14 protein-coding genes are annotated in these 16,850 nt (G+C 61.7%); 9 read left to right on the top strand and 5 right to left on the bottom strand.

Going from position 1 to position 16,850, the window contains the following annotated elements; all coding sequences use genetic code 11:
* Positions 1–95: 95 nt before the first annotated feature.
* Complete coding sequence (gene tsf / locus Q7F16_RS06320) at positions 96–959, bottom strand: translation elongation factor Ts (RefSeq protein WP_018603730.1); 864 nt, start codon at positions 957–959, stop codon at positions 96–98.
* 194 nt (positions 960–1,153) lie between these two features.
* On the bottom strand, positions 1,154–1,891 hold the full coding sequence (gene rpsB, locus Q7F16_RS06315) for a 30S ribosomal protein S2 (protein ID WP_003198231.1): 738 nt from the start codon (positions 1,889–1,891) through the stop codon (positions 1,154–1,156).
* A 375-nt stretch (positions 1,892–2,266) separates the two neighbouring features.
* On the opposite strand from rpsB, the gene map reads away from it, so the two are divergent.
* The 3 genes from map to dapC all read left to right on the top strand — a co-directional run bounded on the left by map (position 2,267) and on the right by dapC (position 7,132).
* Positions 2,267–3,049: a type I methionyl aminopeptidase gene (gene map, locus Q7F16_RS06310; protein ID WP_014336790.1), complete on the top strand. Its 783-nt coding sequence runs from the start codon at positions 2,267–2,269 to the stop codon at positions 3,047–3,049.
* Positions 3,050–3,093: 44 nt separating this feature from the next.
* Positions 3,094–5,796 carry a [protein-PII] uridylyltransferase gene (locus Q7F16_RS06305; protein WP_409555907.1) on the top strand — a complete coding sequence of 901 codons (2,703 nt, stop codon included), beginning with the start codon at positions 3,094–3,096 and terminating at the stop codon, positions 5,794–5,796.
* A gap of 136 nt (positions 5,797–5,932) precedes the next feature.
* Positions 5,933–7,132, top strand: a complete 1,200-nt coding sequence (gene dapC / locus Q7F16_RS06300) for a succinyldiaminopimelate transaminase (protein ID WP_409555908.1) — start codon at positions 5,933–5,935, stop codon at positions 7,130–7,132.
* Between the two features lie 251 nt (positions 7,133–7,383).
* Here dapC and Q7F16_RS06295 read toward each other — a convergent pair whose 3' ends face one another.
* On the bottom strand, positions 7,384–7,743 hold the full coding sequence (locus tag Q7F16_RS06295; protein ID WP_409555909.1) for a DUF6124 family protein: 360 nt from the start codon (positions 7,741–7,743) through the stop codon (positions 7,384–7,386).
* Positions 7,744–8,561: 818 nt separating this feature from the next.
* A complete protein-coding gene (locus tag Q7F16_RS06290; protein ID WP_409555910.1) occupies positions 8,562–10,208 on the bottom strand; it encodes a Na+/H+ antiporter in 1,647 nt (548 codons plus the stop codon).
* A gap of 323 nt (positions 10,209–10,531) precedes the next feature.
* Between Q7F16_RS06290 and Q7F16_RS06285 the strand changes: the two genes are divergently transcribed.
* The 4 genes from Q7F16_RS06285 to Q7F16_RS06270 all read left to right on the top strand — a co-directional run bounded on the left by Q7F16_RS06285 (position 10,532) and on the right by Q7F16_RS06270 (position 13,643).
* A complete protein-coding gene (locus tag Q7F16_RS06285) occupies positions 10,532–10,894 on the top strand; it encodes an ArsC family reductase (RefSeq protein WP_046065315.1) in 363 nt (120 codons plus the stop codon).
* Between the two features lie 32 nt (positions 10,895–10,926).
* On the top strand, positions 10,927–11,961 hold the full coding sequence (dapD, locus tag Q7F16_RS06280) for a 2,3,4,5-tetrahydropyridine-2,6-dicarboxylate N-succinyltransferase (protein WP_003198211.1): 1,035 nt from the start codon (positions 10,927–10,929) through the stop codon (positions 11,959–11,961).
* Positions 11,962–12,036: 75 nt separating this feature from the next.
* Entirely contained in the window at positions 12,037–13,242 is a 1,206-nt protein-coding gene (locus Q7F16_RS06275; protein WP_046065316.1) for an aminotransferase class V-fold PLP-dependent enzyme, read from the top strand.
* Positions 13,239–13,643, top strand: a complete 405-nt coding sequence (locus Q7F16_RS06270; RefSeq protein WP_046065317.1) for a SufE family protein — start codon at positions 13,239–13,241, stop codon at positions 13,641–13,643. Before Q7F16_RS06275 ends, Q7F16_RS06270 begins: the two co-directional genes overlap by 4 nt.
* A gap of 115 nt (positions 13,644–13,758) precedes the next feature.
* On the opposite strand, the gene tcdA is transcribed toward Q7F16_RS06270, so the two are convergent.
* Positions 13,759–14,571 (bottom strand): tRNA cyclic N6-threonylcarbamoyladenosine(37) synthase TcdA, encoded by an 813-nt coding sequence (tcdA, locus tag Q7F16_RS06265; protein WP_373419631.1) that lies wholly within the window; start codon positions 14,569–14,571, stop codon positions 13,759–13,761.
* A 306-nt stretch (positions 14,572–14,877) separates the two neighbouring features.
* On the opposite strand from tcdA, the gene dapE reads away from it, so the two are divergent.
* Complete coding sequence (gene dapE, locus Q7F16_RS06260) at positions 14,878–16,029, top strand: succinyl-diaminopimelate desuccinylase (RefSeq protein ID WP_014336780.1); 1,152 nt, start codon at positions 14,878–14,880, stop codon at positions 16,027–16,029.
* The gene (locus Q7F16_RS06255) at positions 16,029–16,838 is read left to right on the top strand and encodes a putative RNA methyltransferase (RefSeq protein WP_409555911.1); all 810 of its coding nucleotides are present in this window, start codon (positions 16,029–16,031) and stop codon (positions 16,836–16,838) included. The genes dapE and Q7F16_RS06255 overlap by 1 nt, the downstream gene beginning before the upstream one ends.
* The last annotated feature ends 12 nt before the right edge of the window (positions 16,839–16,850 follow it).

Raw genomic sequence — 16,850 nt, 5'->3', positions numbered from 1 at the left:
GATAGGAAACCAATAAAAATCGGCATCCCCATCCAAAAAGAGGCTGCGCGCGTTAAGCGGGCAGCCTCTTCAGGGCGACAGTTATAAAAACTGTCTTATTGCTTGCTGGCAGCCAGCTGAGCAGCAACTTCTTCAGCGAAGTTGTCTACTGGCTTCTCGATGCCTTCGCCCACTTTGAAGTAGGTGAAGGAAACGATTTCAGCGCCGCCTTTCTTGGCCAGTTCACCGACCTTGATTTCAGGGTTCTTGACGAACGCCTGCTCAACCAGGCTGGCTTCAGCCAGGAACTTGGTGATACGACCAGCAACCATTTTTTCAACGATTTCGGCTGGTTTGCCTTTGATCTTGTCTTCGTTGAGCTGCATGAACACGGCTTTTTCGCGCTCGATGGCATCAGCGGAAACTTCCGACGGCAGCAGGAACTCAGGGTTGCTGGCAGCGACGTGCATCGCGATGTCTTTGGCCAGCTCGACGCTGCCGCCTTTGAGGGCTACGACGACACCGATCTTGTTGCCGTGCAGGTAGGAACCGACAACATCACCTTCGACGCGAACCAGACGACGGATGTTGACGTTTTCGCCTACTTTGGCAACCAGGGCTTCACGAGCCGATTCCTGAGCGGCGATCAGCGGAGCTGCGTCGGTCAGTTTGTCGGCGAATGCTTTTTCTACACTGGCAGCAACGAATGCCTTGAAGTCGTCTTGCAGGGCCAGGAAGTCAGTCTGCGAGTTGACTTCGATGATAACGGCAGCTTTACCGTCATCCTTGATGCCGATCGCGCCTTCAGCGGCAATGTTGCCAGCTTTCTTGGCAGCCTTGATGGCGCCCGAAGCACGCATGTCATCAATGGCTTTCTCGATGTCGCCGCCAGCCTTGGTCAAGGCTTTCTTGCAATCCATCATGCCTTCGCCGGTACGCTCGCGCAGTTCTTTGACCAACGCTGCAGTAATCTCTGCCATTTCAAAATCCTCTTGGATAGGTTTTCAACCATTCCACCCGATCGAACGGGCGATCAATTCTTCCTGGAAAACCACTGCTTATAGGCCGCGGCAGGTTACAAACAGGTCACTGCGCTGGCGGCAAATGGTTTTCGAGGTGGCAAAAAGGGGGCCAAGCCCCCTTTTTGCTTACTGAGTCAACGCCAGGGCGTCAATTACTCAGCGGCTGCTGCCGGAGCTTCTTCAGCGAAGACTTCGGTGCCGCCATTCACGTTGTTGCGACCACGGATAACAGCGTCAGCCATCGAACCCATGTACAGCTGGATGGCGCGGATGGCGTCATCGTTGCCTGGGATGATGTAGTCAACGCCTTCCGGGCTGCTGTTGGTGTCGACAACGCCGATGACCGGGATACCCAGCTTGTTGGCTTCGGTGATCGCGATGCGCTCGTGATCAACGTCGATCACGAACAGTGCGTCAGGCAGACCGCCCATGTCCTTGATACCACCCAGGGAGCGGTCCAGCTTCTCAAGATCGCGAGTGCGCATCAGCGCTTCTTTCTTGGTCAGCTTGGCGAAAGTACCGTCTTCGGACTGGACTTCAAGGTCACGCAGACGCTTGATGGAAGCGCGAATGGTCTTGAAGTTGGTCAGCATGCCGCCCAACCAGCGGTGATCGACGTACGGCGAACCGCAACGTGCTGCTTCTTCAGCAACGATCTTGCCAGCGGAACGCTTGGTGCCGACGAACAGAATCTTGTTTTTGCCCTGGGCCAGGCGCTCTACGAAGGTCAGTGCCTCGTTGAACATTGGCAGGGTTTTTTCAAGGTTGATGATGTGGATCTTGTTACGCGCGCCGAAAATGTACTTGCCCATTTTCGGGTTCCAGTAACGGGTCTGGTGACCGAAGTGCACACCGGCCTTCAGCATATCGCGCATGTTGACTTGGGACATGATAGTTCCTTGATAAGTCGGGTTTGGCCTCCACGTATCCCAATGACCAACCAGCGGCTATATAAGCCGAAGGCACCCAGGTCATCGTGTCGACACGTGTGTGGATTTAAGCTTGCGGGGTCATCCCCGGAAAGCGGCGCATTTTATACCACAGCAAGGGCGAAAACGGAACACGGATTCTGAAATCCTGGTGAGGAGCCCCTCCCACAGCCCTTTCATGGGCAGTGGATGCACACCCTTATAGAGAGAAGCGATGCATGTGGACGCGGATTTGCGCTGATCGTCTGTTAGAATCGCCTCTTTCAGGGCCACGTGAAGCATCATCCGCCGCCCATTTCGTTTTGAACAGCGCCGTCGGGCGCAGAGAGAGCCTGTATGACCGTTACCCTCAAGACTGCCGAGGACATCGCCAAAATGCGTGTCGCCGGCAAACTCGCCGCCGATGTGCTGGAGATGATCGCCGACTACGTCAAGCCTGGCGTGACCACCGAAGAACTGGACCGCATCTGCCATGACTACATCGTCAACGAGCAGAAAGCCATCCCGGCCCCGCTCAACTACAAGGGCTTCCCGAAGTCGATCTGCACCTCGATCAACCACGTGGTCTGCCACGGCATCCCCAACGAAAAACCGTTGAAGGATGGCGACACCCTGAACATCGACGTCACCGTCATCAAGGATGGTTTTCACGGCGACACCAGCCGCATGTTCCATGTCGGCAACGTGCCGGAGTGGGCCGAGCGCCTGTCCAAGGTCACCCAGGAATGCATGTACATGGCCATCGAACTGGTGAAACCGGGCTGCCGCCTGGGTGACATCGGCGAAGTGATCCAGAAGCACGCGCAGAAGAACGGCTTCTCGGTGGTGCGCGAGTTCTGCGGCCACGGCATCGGCAAGGTGTTCCACGAAGAACCGCAGATCCTGCACTACGGCCGTGCCGGCACTGGCATGGAACTGCAGGCCGGCATGACCTTCACCATCGAGCCGATGATCAACCAGGGCCGCGCCGACACCAAGGTGCTGGGCGACGGCTGGACCGCCATCACCAAGGATCGCAAGCTGTCGGCCCAGTGGGAACACACCTTGCTGGTCACCGAGACCGGCTACGAGATCTTCACCCTGCGCAGCGATGACACCATCCCTCGCGTTTCCGCCTGATCCGAACCCAGCCTATAGATATAGATAGAAAGGAAAGCCATTCAATGCCGCAGGTGGATCCCGAACTCTTCGACCGCGGCCAGTTCCAGGCTGAACTGGCCCTGAAGGCAAGCCCCATCTCGGCGTTCAAGAAGGCGATCCGCCAGGCCCACGAAGTGCTCGACCAGCGCTTTCGCAATGGTCGGGACATTCGTCGGCTGATCGAGGACCGCGCCTGGTTCGTCGATAACATCCTGCAAAAGGCCTGGGAGCAGTTCGACTGGAGCGAAGACGCCGACATCGCCCTGGTGGCGGTGGGCGGCTATGGACGTGGCGAGCTGCACCCCTACTCCGACATCGACTTGCTGATCCTGCTGGACAGCGCCGATCATGAAGTTTTCCGCGACTCCATCGAGCGGTTCCTGACGCTGCTGTGGGACATTGGCCTGGAAGTCGGCCAGAGCGTGCGCTCGGTGCAGGAATGCGCCGACGAGGCCCGCGCCGACCTGACGGTGATCACCAACCTGATGGAAAGCCGCACCATCGCCGGCCCCGAGCACCTGCGCCAGCGCATGCTCGACGTCACCAGCACGACGCACATGTGGCCCAGCAAGGATTTTTTCCTGGCCAAGCACGCCGAGCAGAAGGCCCGCCACCACAAGTACAACGACACCGAATACAACCTGGAGCCCAACGTCAAGGGCTCGCCCGGCGGGCTGCGGGACATCCAGACCATCCTCTGGGTCGCCCGCCGCCAGTACGGGACGCTGAACCTGCGCGCCCTGGCCGGCGAAGGCTTTTTGGTGGAAAGCGAAAACGCCTTGCTGGCCTCCTCCCAGGAATTTTTGTGGAAGGTCCGCTACGCCCTGCACATGCTCGCCGGGCGCTCCGAGGACCGCCTGCTGTTCGACCACCAGCGCTCCATCGCCAGCCTGCTGGGTTTCGAAGGGCAGGATGCCAAGCAATCCATCGAAAACTTCATGCAGCAGTACTACCGGGTGGTGATGAGCATTGCCCAGCTCAGCGAACTGATCATCCAGCACTTCGAGGAAGTCATCCTCGCCCCCGAGGATGAAGAACCGCCGCAGCCGATCAACTCACGTTTCCAACTGCACGACGGCTACATCGAAGCGCGTCACGACTATGTGTTCCGCCGCACGCCCTTCGCCATGCTCGAAATCTTCGTGCTCATGGCCCAGCAGCCGGAAATCAAGGGCGTACGCGCCGACACCATTCGCCAGCTGCGGGAAAATCGTCATCTGATCGATGAAGATTTCCGTAACGACATCCGCAACACCAGCCTGTTCATCGAGTTGTTCAAGTGCAGGATCGGCGTGCACCGCAACCTGCGCCGGATGAACCGCTACGGGATCCTCGGACGTTATCTGCCGGAGTTCGGTTTCATCGTCGGGCAAATGCAACACGACCTGTTCCACATCTATACGGTCGATGCCCACACCCTGAACCTGATCAAGCACCTGCGTAAGCTCCAGTACACCCAGGTGTCGGAGAAATTCCCGCTGGCCAGCAAGCTCATGGGCAAGCTGCCCAAGCCTGAGCTTATCTATATGGCCGGGCTGTACCACGACATCGGCAAGGGCCGCCAGGGCGACCACTCCGAGATTGGTGCGGTGGATGCCGAAGCGTTCTGCCAGCGCCATCAACTGCCCCTGTGGGACAGCCGGTTGATCGTCTGGCTGGTGCAGAACCACCTGGTGATGTCGACCACCGCCCAACGCAAGGATTTGTCCGACCCGCAGGTGATCCACGACTTCGCCCAGATCGTCGGCGATGAAACACGCCTGGATTACCTCTACGTGCTGACCGTGGCCGACATCAACGCCACCAACCCGAGCCTGTGGAATTCCTGGCGCGCCAGCCTGTTGCGCCAGCTCTACACCGAGACCAAGCGCGCCTTGCGCCGCGGCCTGGAAAACCCGGTGGACCGCGAAGAGCAGATTCGTCGCACCCAAAGTGCGGCCCTGGACATCCTGGTGCGCGGTGGCACCGACCCGGACGACGTCGAGCAGCTCTGGTCGCAATTGGGCGACGACTATTTCCTGCGCCACACCGCCGGCGACGTGGCCTGGCACAGCGACGCGATCCTGCAGCAACCGGCCGATGGCGGGCCGCTGGTGCTGATCAAGGAAACCACCCAGCGCGAGTTCGAGGGTGGCACGCAGATCTTCATCTACGCCCCGGACCAGCACGACTTCTTCGCCGTGACCGTGGCGGCGATGGACCAGCTCAACCTCAACATCCATGACGCCCGGGTCATTACCTCCAGCAGCCAGTTCACCCTCGACACCTACATCGTGCTCGACACCGACGGCGACTCGATTGGCGACAACCCGGCGCGGGTCAAGCAGATTCGCGACGGCCTGACCGAAGCCCTGCGCAACCCGGCAGACTACCCGACCATCATCCAGCGCCGGGTGCCACGCCAGCTCAAGCATTTCGCCTTCGCACCCCAGGTGACGATCCACAACGACGCCCAGCGCCAGGTCACCGTGCTGGAACTCAGCGCCCCGGACCGCCCGGGCCTGCTGGCGCGGATCGGCCATATCTTCCTGGAGTTCGACCTGTCGCTGCAAAACGCCAAGATCGCCACCCTCGGCGAACGGGTGGAAGACGTCTTCTTCATCACCGACGCTCACAACCAGCCGCTGTCCGATCCGCAGCTGTGCAGCCGCCTGCAGGAAGCGATTGTGCGGCATTTGAGCGTCAACCAGGAACCCGATGCTCACATGACACGCATCAGCATCTAAACGAACAATCTCCCTCTGTGGGAGCACGCTTGCTCGCGATAGCGACGGAGCATCCAGCATTGATGCTGCCTGACTCACCGCTATCGCGAGCAAGCTCGCTCCCACAAGGACCGCGCCCACATTGACGAGGCCCTCGATGAACAACGCTCTGAACCAGCTCCAGCCCTACCCGTTCGAAAAGCTCCGCGCCTTGCTTGGCAGCGTCACGCCCAATCCGGACAAACGCCCGATCGCCCTGTCCATCGGCGAACCCAAGCATCGCTCGCCAAGCTTCGTGGCTGAAGCCCTGGCCAGCAATCTGGAAAAGATGGCCGTGTACCCGACCACCCTCGGCATCCCGGAACTGCGTGAAGCCATCACCGGCTGGTGCGAGCGCCGCTTCAACGTGCCGAACGGCTGGCTGGACCCGGCGCGCCATGTGCTGCCGGTCAATGGCACCCGTGAAGCCCTGTTCGCTTTCACCCAGACCGTGGTCAACCGTGGCGACGACGCCCTGGTGGTCAGCCCTAACCCGTTCTACCAGATCTACGAAGGTGCGGCGTTCCTGGCCGGGGCTAAGCCGCACTACCTGCCGTGCCTGGACGCGAACGGCTTCAACCCGGATTTCGATGCGGTCTCGCCGGACATCTGGAAACGCTGCCAGATCCTGTTCCTGTGCTCCCCGGGCAACCCGACCGGTGCGCTGATCCCGGTGAATGTACTGAAGAAGCTCATCGCCCTGGCTGACGAATATGACTTCGTCATCGCCGCGGACGAGTGCTACAGCGAACTGTACTTCGACGAACAAACCCCGCCGCCGGGGCTGCTCAGCGCCTGCGTCGAACTCGGTCGCAAGGATTTCAAGCGCTGCGTGGTGTTCCACAGCCTGTCCAAGCGCTCCAACCTGCCAGGCCTACGTTCCGGCTTCGTGGCTGGCGACGCCGACATCCTCAAGGGCTTCCTGCTGTACCGCACCTACCACGGCTGCGCGATGCCGGTGCAGACGCAACTGGCGAGCATTGCGGCGTGGAACGACGAAGTGCACGTCCGGGCCAACCGCGCGCTGTACCGCGAGAAATTCGACGCCGTGCTGGAGATCCTCAGCCCGGTGCTGGACGTACAGCGTCCCGATGGCAGCTTCTACCTGTGGCCGAACGTAGCGGGCGATGATGCGGCGTTCTGCCGGGACCTGTTCGAACAGGAACACGTGACGGTCGTGCCGGGCTCCTACCTGTCCCGCGACGTGGACGGCGTCAACCCAGGCGCCGGGCGCGTGCGCATGGCCTTGGTTGCGCCATTGGCTGAATGCGTGGAAGCGGCCGAGCGGATTCGCGCGTTCATCCAACGTCGGGGTTGATGACTGTATCGCGCTGAAGCGGACCGCTGTTGTGGCGAGGGAGCTTGCTCCCGCTGGGCTGCGCAGCGGCCCCTGAAGCAGCCAACTCAATCTGCCTGACGTACCGCGTTGCCCGGTTTCAGGGCCGCTTCGCGCCCCAGCGGGAGCAAGCTCCCTCGCCACAAGGGCTTGGTGTCGCCCCCATATCTGTGAACACCACAAATCCCCTGTGGGAGCAAAGCTTGCTCGCGATGAGGCCGGCACTTATTGCATCAAGTCCGAAGCTCTATCCGGTCCAGGCACTTGTTCGCCAACAACATCCCCAACTCAATCATCTGGGCCACCCCCAATGCTACATGTCGTCGCGAGCCGTCCTGATCGAAGGCAAGGTCGTTGAGCATTGCATTGGCCGAAGCCAGGGTTTCACTGAGGTTGGCCAGCAACACTTCGGTGTCGATACCGTCAGCCACAGTGAATAACTGCACTGGGGGCTTGGATTCTGGCTCGCTGTCGTCAGGTTTGAGGTAATGGTCCAGCGCACGATCAGCGGCTTCTTGCAGCTTTTCGGGGGCGTAGTCGCCGTAGGGGAAAGTGGAGGCCGGTTTTGGAGGATTAGGCGTTTCTTTAGTCATGCTATTGCTCCTAGGGAAATTGGGAGCCGCCACCGAGTCTTCTCACGGACCGGAGGGTGGCAGCCGTACGCGGGGTGAGAATCCAAGCCCCTAGGAAGCCCGGCCATGCCGAAGCATGCCCGCGCACAGCCGCCATAACATAGTGCCCAGACGAAAAGCGCCTGCACTTTATATGGTCGGCGCCTACGCGCCTACTAGGGAGGATCGGATTCTCACGTCCGGTCGCTGAATTGGCAGCGACACCCAGAGGCTAGAGCCCTCGCTTCCGACGGACAACCTTAAAAACTTGTCGGAAACTTCGGCGCGTCTGACAGACCACAATCACTTGCTCAGACAAGAAAAGAAATAAAACGCACCTCCATAAAGCAAGCCATTGATTTCACTGGCTAAGCACCTCAACAAATCTCACGCAGTCCTGTTTCAAGAATCAAGCTGGCTTGAATTCGCTATTACCTGTGGCCATGATCACCCTCGTCACCAGCGAAAGCTGGCAGGAGTCTCGGTCCCTCTCGGGGTTGACCCAGCCACGCAGACGGGGCCAAGCAAGCTCAGTTGCGTGTCGATTGAAGCCGCCTTCGGGCGGCTTTGCTTTCTATGAGGACTAGGCACGCCGGGCTTTGTTGCGCCTGAAATGCTTAAGATCCGCAAAGTGGTTGGATCTCCCCTGTGGCGAGGGGATTTATCCCCGCTGGGCTGCGTAGCAGCCCTAAAACCGAACAACGCGCAGTATCAGGCAGCTTGAATTGACTGTTTTGGGACTGCTGCGCAGTCCAACGGGGATAAATCCCCTCGCCACAATTAGCTTTGCGCCATGGCTGCTATTTACCCAACCCCAAATTCGCCTCCGCCAAATCCAACTCCCCCAGCACCTCACGCAGCACATCATCCCCAATCTGATGATGACGACTGAGCCGGTACAGCTCCAGCCGCTGCGCCCGATAAGCCTTCAAGCGCAGCCGGCGTTCCAACAGGTCCATCTCGAACGCCAGCGCCTGCGCTTCGGCGGAGTCGTTGAACACCTCCAACTGATGGCGATACTCAGACATCAACCGCGCCTTGACCTCGGTCGCCAGCGCCGCCTGGGCCGCATCCGGCGTACTGGTCGCTTCGGTCGGCTCTTCCACTTCCAGTGCATGAATCGCCGCTTCAGCGGTTTTGCGCCAGGCCTCGCGGACTTCATTACGGCGCTTGTCGTCGGGGCTTTTCTCGATGCCACGCAGCAGCAGTGGCAAGGCGATGCAGGCAGCAATGAGCGACAGCAGGATCACCCCGGCGGCAATGAAGATCAGCAGATCTCGCTCGGGAAACGGCTCGCCCGCCCCCAGCAGCAACGGCACCGACAGCACGCCAGCCAGTGTCACCGCCCCACGCACGCCGCCAAAAGTCAGCAGCCAGCAGGAGCGCGCGTCCGGCACCAAGGTCAACTCGCCTTTGCCGCGCCAGCGCCGCAGCAGCCCGGACAAGCGCCAGATGCTTTGCACCCAGACAAACCGCAGCACCAGCAACACCAGGAAAATCGCCACCAAGTCCAGGCAGCGGTAGAGCAACGTCGGCCACAACGTGGTTTCGTGGCTGGTCACTGCCTTGATGATGTCCGGCAATTGCAGGCCCAGCAGCAGGAAGATCAAGCCATTGAAGGCAAATTCCAACAGTGACCAGACGCTGCGATTGAGCAACCGCGTGCCGGTCTGGCGCGGCAGCAGGTCGAGCCAGCTCTGCATCATCCCCGCCGCCACCGCCGAGAGAATCCCCGAGGCCCCTAAGCGTTCAGCCAGCACATAGGCCGCGAACGGCAGCAACAACATGAATACTACGTGGGTGGCCGGATCGTCCCAGCCCCGGGCAATCATCCAGGCCCGCAAGCGGCCTACTAGCCAACTCAAGGCCACGCCCACCAACAATCCACCGATCGCCACCAGGACAAAGGTCAGGCTCGCGCCCGCCAGGGAAAACACGCCGGTGATCGCCGCCGCCAAGGCGAACTTGAAGGTCACCAGGCCCGACGCATCGTTCATCAGCGCCTCGCCCTGGAGCATGTGCATCAACGGCGCAGGCAGGCGGTCACGGGCAATCGCCGACACCGCCACCGCGTCGGTCGGCGACAGCACGGCAGCCAGGGCGAAGGCCACCGGCAACGGGATACCGGGCAGCAGCCAATGAATGAAATACCCCGCCCCAACTACCGTAAACAGCACCAATCCCACCGCCAGCGTCAGGATCGGCCCGCGCAGGCGCCAGAGTTCACGCTTGGGCATGCGCCAACCATCGGAGAACAGCAGCGGCGGCAGGAACAGAAACAGGAACAACTCGGGATCAAGCGCCACATGCAGCCCCAGCGAGGGCCAGGCCAGCACCGCGCCAGCACCAATCTGCACCAGGGGCAACGGCAGCGGGATCAACCGCCCGATCAGGCGCGACACGCCCACCAGCATTAACAGGATCAGGACGGTATAGGCGCTTTGCATGACGGTTTTCCAATGACAGCAACACACATCCGGCAACAGCTTGCCGTTGAAGTGCCATATTAGCCCCTTAGCATGGGTCTGGCCGTTGTACCTATGTCGCAGCCCTGCCCTGTGGCAATGAGCCTGTGGGAGCAAAGCTTGCTCGCGATGAACGGTGGCCCGGTCTTGCAGTTGAACCGTGTCGTCTGTATCGCGAGCAAGCTTTGCTCCCACAGGCTCGCCCAGAGGTTTGGGGGCATACCGATCTAGGCCGTCGCGAAACCGTCCGGTCATGGCATAATCCTTCACCTTTTATTTTCAGCACCTGCAAAGGGGGCAGTTCCTTGACCGATTCAAGCAAAACGTTGCACCTTTTCGGCATCAAAGCCTGTGACACGATGAAAAAGGCGCGCACCTGGCTCGATGATCACGCTGTGCACTACGACTTTCACGACTACAAAACTGCCGGCATCGACCGTGAGCACCTGACCCAATGGTGCAACGAGCATGGCTGGCAAGTGGTGTTGAACCGTGCCGGTACGACCTTTCGCAAACTCGACGACGAACGCAAAGCCGATCTCGACCAGCCGAAAGCCATCGAACTGATGCTCGCCCAACCCTCGATGATCAAGCGCCCGGTGCTTGACCTCGGTGACCGAACCCTGATTGGCTTCAAGCCAGATATTTATGCGGCAGAGATCAAGTAAGCCTGCCCAGTCCATTTTGTAGAGGTAATTTCATGTCCACTACCCTGTTCAGCCTGGCCTTCGGTGTCGGCACTCAAAACCGTCAAGGCGCCTGGCTGGAAGTGTTCTACGCACAGCCGCTGCTCAACCCGTCGGCTGACATCGTCGCAGCCATCGCGCCAATCCTTGGCTACAGCGAAGGCAACCAGGCCATCACCTTCACCACCGCCCAGGCCTCGCAACTGGCAGAAGCCCTCAAGGGCGTCGATGCCGCACAAGCCGCGCTGCTGACTCGCCTGGCCGAAAGCCACAAGCCGCTGGTCGCCACGCTGCTGGCCGAAGATGCCCAACTGTCTTCCACGCCTGAGGCTTACCTCAAGCTGCACCTGCTGTCCCATCGTCTGGTCAAGCCTCATGGCCTGAACCTGGCCGGCATCTTCCCTCTGCTGCCGAACGTGGCCTGGACCAGCCAGGGCGCGATCGACTTGAGCGAACTGGCCGAGCACCAGCTCGAAGCCCGCCTGCGTGGCGAGCTGCTGGAAGTGTTCTCGGTGGACAAGTTCCCGAAAATGACCGACTACGTGGTTCCGGCCGGCGTGCGTATCGCCGATGCCGCGCGGGTCCGCCTGGGCGCCTATGTCGGCGAAGGCACCACCGTGATGCACGAAGGTTTCGTCAATTTCAACGCCGGCACCGAAGGCCCGGGCATGATCGAAGGCCGTGTTTCGGCGGGCGTATTCGTCGGCAAGGGTTCGGACCTGGGCGGCGGTTGCTCGACCATGGGCACCCTGTCGGGCGGCGGCAACATCGTGATCAAGGTTGGCGAAGGCTGCCTGATCGGCGCCAATGCCGGTATCGGTATCCCGCTGGGCGACCGCAACACCGTGGAGTCGGGCCTGTACGTGACCGCCGGCACCAAAGTGAAGCTGCTGGACGAAAACAACCAACTGGTCAAAGTGGTCAAGGCCCGCGACCTGGCCGGCCAGCCTGACCTGTTGTTCCGCCGCAACTCCGAAACCGGTGCGGTGGAATGCAAGACGCACAAATCGGCCATCGAGCTGAACGAAGCACTGCACGCCCACAACTAAGCCGCTTCACACCCCACCTGTGGGAGCAGCTTTGCTCCCACAGGGGCCGGCGTACCTCCAGCAGGGCCCGAAAGCATGTTGATCCAATCCCCCTGGCGTGCCGATTTCCCGGCCATCGCCGCCCTGCAACGGCAAGGCCAGACCTACCTGGACAGCGCCGCCACCACGCAAAAACCCCAAGCCCTGTTGGACGCCCTGACGCATTACTACGCTAATGGCGCGGCCAACGTGCACCGTGCTCAACATTTGCCGGGCGCCCATGCCACCCAGGCGTTCGAGGACAGCCGCCTCAAGGTCTCGCAATGGCTCAATGCCGGAAACTGCGGGCAAGTCGTCTTCACCCACGGCGCCACTTCGGCGCTGAACCTGCTGGCCTACGGGCTGGAACACTTATTCAACCCGGGCGATGAGATCGTCATCAGCGCCCTGGAACACCACGCCAACCTGCTGCCGTGGCAGCAACTGGCCGAGCGCCGTTCGTTGACCCTGGTGGTACTGCCACTGGATGCCAACGGGGTGATCGACCCTGGCGCCGCCGCCGAACTGATCGGCCCGCGTACGCGCTTGCTGGCGGTGAGCCAGTTATCCAATGTGCTCGGGGCCTGGCAGCCGGTGCCGGCGCTGCTGGCGCTGGCCAAGGCCCAGGGCGCGCTGACGGTGATCGACGGCGCCCAGGGCGTGGTCCATGGTCGCCACGACGTCGAGGCGCTGGGCTGCGACTTCTATGTGTTTTCCAGCCACAAACTCTACGGCCCCGACGGGCTGGGCGTGCTGTTTGGCCGTACCGAAGCCCTTGGCAACCTGCGTCATTGGCAGTTCGGCGGCGAAATGGTGCAACAGGCCGATTACCACAGCGCCAGCTTCCGCCCTGCGCCGCTGGGTTTCGAAGCGGGCACGCCGCCGATCGCCAGCGTGATCGGCCTGGGGGCGACCCTGGATTACCTGTCCGACCTCGACCCGCAGGCGGTCATCGAGCATGAGGCAGCGCTGCATGACTACCTGCTCCATGGCCTGTTGGCCCGCAACGGCGTTCGCCTGGTGGGCAACCCGCGCCTGGCCCTGGTCAGCTTCGTGGTCGAAGGCATCCACAACGCCGACCTGGCGCACCTGCTGACCGAGCAAGGTATCGCCGTGCGCGCCGGGCATCACTGCGCGATGCCGTTGTTCAAGCATTTGAAGCTGTCCGGGGCGATCCGGGTGTCGCTGGCGCTGTACAACGACTCCGCCGATCTCGAACGTTTCTTCGAGGCCCTGGACCAGGCCCTGGAGATGCTCCGATGAACCTGCCCGCCGAGGCTGCCACAGCGCTGCAGATTTTCCAGGACGCGTCAGGTTGGGAACAACGCGCCCGACTGCTGATGCAATGGGGCGAACGTTTGCCGCCGTTGAGCGATGCGGACAAATGCGACGCTAACCTGGTCCACGGTTGTGAAAGTCAGGTGTGGTTGGTGGGTCGGCTGCAGGACGGGTACTGGCAGTTCTCTGCCAGCAGCGATGCGCGGTTGATCCGTGGGCTGGTGGCGTTGCTGTTGGCGCGGGTCAACGGTTTGTCCGCTGAAGAGTTGCAGCAGGTGGATTTGCCGGACTGGTTCAATCAGCTGGGGTTGTCGCGGCAGTTGTCGCCGTCGCGTAGCAATGGCTTGAATGCGGTGTTAAAGCGGATGTTTGAGTTGACTCAGTAACCGCCATCGCGAGCAAGCTCGCTCCCACAGGGGATTTGGGTGTACGCAAATACTGCATTCAGCCAGATCCCATGTGGGAGCGAGCTTGCTCGCGAAGGGGCCATCAGCCCCACCCTCAATCCTGAGGCTTGACCCTATCCGCCGGCCGCCGCACGCCCGCCACGATCTTATCCACAGCCTTGGTCGCCGCGACCATGCCGAACGTCGCCGTGACCATCATCACCGCGCCAAACCCGCCGGCGCAGTCGAGCTTGACGCCGTCGCCGACGAAACTCTTCTGCAAGCAAATGCTGCCGTCCGGTTTCGGGTAGCGCAGTTGTTCGGTGGAGAACACGCAAGGCACGCTGTAGTGGCGGGTCACGGTGCGGGAGAAACCGTAGTCGCGGCGCAAGGTGGAGCGCACCTTGGAGGCCAGCGGATCGTTGAACGTACGGTTCAAGTCGCAGACCTGGATCAGCGTCGGGTCGATCTGCCCGCCCGCGCCGCCGGTGGTGATGATCTGGATCTTGCGGCGCTTGCACCAGGCGATCAGCGCAGCCTTGGCGTTGACGCTGTCGATGCAGTCGATCACGCAGTCGATGTTCGGCGTGATGTACTCGGCCATGGTGTCGCGGGTGACGAAGTCGGCCACCGCATGCACGGTGCAGTCGGGGTTGATCCCACGCAGCCGCTCGGCCATGACCTCGACCTTGGGCTTGCCGACGGTGCTGTCCAGGGCGTGCAACTGACGGTTGGCGTTGCTCACGCAGACATCGTCCAGGTCGAACAGCGAGATCTCGCCCACGCCGCAACGGGCAATGGCTTCCGCCGCCCAGGAGCCGACACCGCCAACCCCGACAATCGCCACATGGGCCGCCCGCAGGCGCTCCAGGCCTTCGATGCCATACAAGCGGGCGATACCGGCAAACCGTGGATCTTCTGTACTCATGACCATTACCCCAAAAACCGGCGCGCATTATAGGGCTTTGCCGTGGCAATTCGAGCTGTTCGCGAATTGAATCCCACCAATTTCCCTTGTGGGAGCGAGCTTGCTCGCGATGGCGGCGTGTCAGTCAACACCAGCGCTACTGATCCACCGCCATCGCGAGCAAGCTCGCTCCCACAGGTTTTGTGTTCCACCTGTCCCGCACCAGGGGCCCATGGTGGTCGTTTTGCTATAAGATAACCGCCATTTTGCGCGAGCCAGCCCGCGCCTGCACAAGCCTTGCGTTCACACTATATTCCCGGAGCTTTCATGACGGCCCACGCCGACCTCTCGCCGACCCTGCAACTCGCCTGCGACCTGATCCGCCGTCCGTCCGTGACGCCGGTGGATGCCGATTGCCAGAAACTGATGATGCAGCGCCTGGGCAATGCGGGCTTTACGCTCGAGCCGATGCGCATCGAGGATGTGGATAACTTCTGGGCCAGCCATGGCAAGCATGACGGTCCGGTGCTGTGCTTCGCCGGGCACACCGACGTGGTGCCGACCGGTCCGGTGCAGGCCTGGCAACTCGACCCGTTCGATGCGGTCATCGACGAACAGGGCATGCTCTGCGGCCGTGGCGCGGCGGACATGAAAGGCAGCCTGGCGGCGATGGTCGTGGCGGCCGAACGGTTCGTCGCCGACTACCCGGACCACAAGGGCTCGCTGACCTTCCTGATCACCAGCGATGAAGAAGGCCCGGCCCACCACGGCACCAAAGCCGTGATCGAGCGCCTCAAGGCCCGCCAGGAGCGACTGGACTGGTGCATCGTCGGCGAGCCGTCGAGCACCACGCTGGTGGGCGATGTGGTCAAGAATGGCCGGCGCGGTTCCCTCGGCGCGAAGTTGACCGTGCGCGGCAAGCAAGGCCACGTGGCTTATCCACACCTGGCGAAGAACCCGATCCACCTGGCCGCGCCCGCCTTGGCCGAACTGGCCGCCGAGCATTGGGACCACGGCAACGACTTCTTCCCGCCGACCAGTTTCCAGATATCCAACCTCAATTCCGGCACCGGCGCGACCAACGTGATCCCCGGTGACCTGGTGGCGGTGTTCAACTTCCGCTTTTCCACCGAGTCCACCGTCGAAGGCCTGCAACAGCGCGTTGCCGATATCCTCGACAAGCATCAGCTGGATTGGCACATCGACTGGGCACTGTCCGGCCTGCCGTTCCTCACCGAACCCGGTGCACTGCTCGACGCCGTATCGTCGAGCATCAAGGACGTCACCGGGCGCGAGACCCAAGCGTCCACCAGCGGCGGCACGTCCGACGGTCGCTTCATCGCCACCATGGGCACGCAAGTGGTGGAACTGGGGCCGGTCAACGCGACCATCCACCAGGTCAACGAGCGTGTGCTGGCCGCCGATCTCGACGTGCTGACCGAGATCTACTACAAGACGCTGATCAAGTTGCTCGCCTGATGCTCGCCTGTCCGATCTGCAGTGAACCGCTGAACGCGGTGGACAACGGCGTGGTGTGCCCGGCCGGCCACCGCTTCGACCGCGCACGGCAGGGTTACTTGAACCTGCTGCCGGTGCAGCACAAGAACAGCCGCGACCCCGGCGACAACCAGGCGATGGTCGAAGCCCGCCGCGACTTCCTCAACGCCGGGCACTATGCCCCGGTCGCCCGGCGCCTGGCCGAACTGGCCGCCGAACGCGCGCCTGGGCGTTGGCTGGACATTGGCTGTGGCGAGGGCTACTACACCGCGCAGATCGCCGAGGCGTTGGCCCAGGCCGATGGCTATGCCTTGGACATTTCCCGCGAGGCGGTCAAGCGCGCCTGCAAACGCAACCCGCAGCTGACCTGGTTGATCGCCAGCATGGCCCGGGTGCCGCTGACGGACGGCTGCTGCCAGTTCCTGGCCAGCGTGTTCAGTCCGCTGGACTGGCAGGAGGCCAAGCGCTTGCTCAGCCCCGGCGGCGGCCTGATGAAAGTCGGCCCCACCGCCGGCCACCTGATGGAACTGCGCGAGCGCCTGTACGACGAAGTGCGCGAATACACCGACGACAAGCACCTGGCCCTGGTGCCGCCGGGCATGGTGCTGGATCACAGCGAAACCCTCGAATTCAAGCTGACCCTCGACAGTGGCCAGGACCGCGCCAACCTGCTGGCCATGACGCCCCACGGCTGGCGCGCCAGTGCCGAACGCCGTGCCAGCGTGATCGAGCAGGCCGAGCCGTTCGAGGTCACGGTGTCGATGCGCTACGATTATTTCGTTCTTCAATAACCTTTTGATTCC

The organism is Pseudomonas sp. Lb2C2 (genome assembly GCF_052112205.1).
GTDB lineage: Bacteria > Pseudomonadota > Gammaproteobacteria > Pseudomonadales > Pseudomonadaceae > Aquipseudomonas > Aquipseudomonas kilonensis.
The sequence above is the reverse complement of the archived record's forward strand: the minus strand, read 5'-3'. Positions and strand labels throughout refer to the sequence as shown.

Bases quoted from the DNA above. Each gene is read 5' to 3' on its own strand.
- dapD (WP_003198211.1), top strand. From the start codon at position 10,927: ATGTCCACTACCCTGTTCAGCCTGGCCTTCGGTGTCGGCACTCAAAAC.
- Q7F16_RS06255 (WP_409555911.1), top strand. From the start codon at position 16,029: ATGCTCGCCTGTCCGATCTGCAGTGAACCGCTGAACGCGGTGGACAAC.
- tcdA (WP_373419631.1), bottom strand. From the start codon at position 14,571: ATGAGTACAGAAGATCCACGGTTTGCCGGTATCGCCCGCTTGTATGGC.
- Q7F16_RS06295 (WP_409555909.1), bottom strand. From the start codon at position 7,743: ATGACTAAAGAAACGCCTAATCCTCCAAAACCGGCCTCCACTTTCCCC.
- Q7F16_RS06275 (WP_046065316.1), top strand. From the start codon at position 12,037: ATGTTGATCCAATCCCCCTGGCGTGCCGATTTCCCGGCCATCGCCGCC.
- rpsB (WP_003198231.1), bottom strand. From the start codon at position 1,891: ATGTCCCAAGTCAACATGCGCGATATGCTGAAGGCCGGTGTGCACTTC.
- Q7F16_RS06270 (WP_046065317.1), top strand. From the start codon at position 13,239: ATGAACCTGCCCGCCGAGGCTGCCACAGCGCTGCAGATTTTCCAGGAC.
- dapC (WP_409555908.1), top strand. From the start codon at position 5,933: ATGAACAACGCTCTGAACCAGCTCCAGCCCTACCCGTTCGAAAAGCTC.
- Q7F16_RS06305 (WP_409555907.1), top strand. From the start codon at position 3,094: ATGCCGCAGGTGGATCCCGAACTCTTCGACCGCGGCCAGTTCCAGGCT.
- Q7F16_RS06290 (WP_409555910.1), bottom strand. From the start codon at position 10,208: ATGCAAAGCGCCTATACCGTCCTGATCCTGTTAATGCTGGTGGGCGTG.
- tsf (WP_018603730.1), bottom strand. From the start codon at position 959: ATGGCAGAGATTACTGCAGCGTTGGTCAAAGAACTGCGCGAGCGTACC.
- map (WP_014336790.1), top strand. From the start codon at position 2,267: ATGACCGTTACCCTCAAGACTGCCGAGGACATCGCCAAAATGCGTGTC.
- dapE (WP_014336780.1), top strand. From the start codon at position 14,878: ATGACGGCCCACGCCGACCTCTCGCCGACCCTGCAACTCGCCTGCGAC.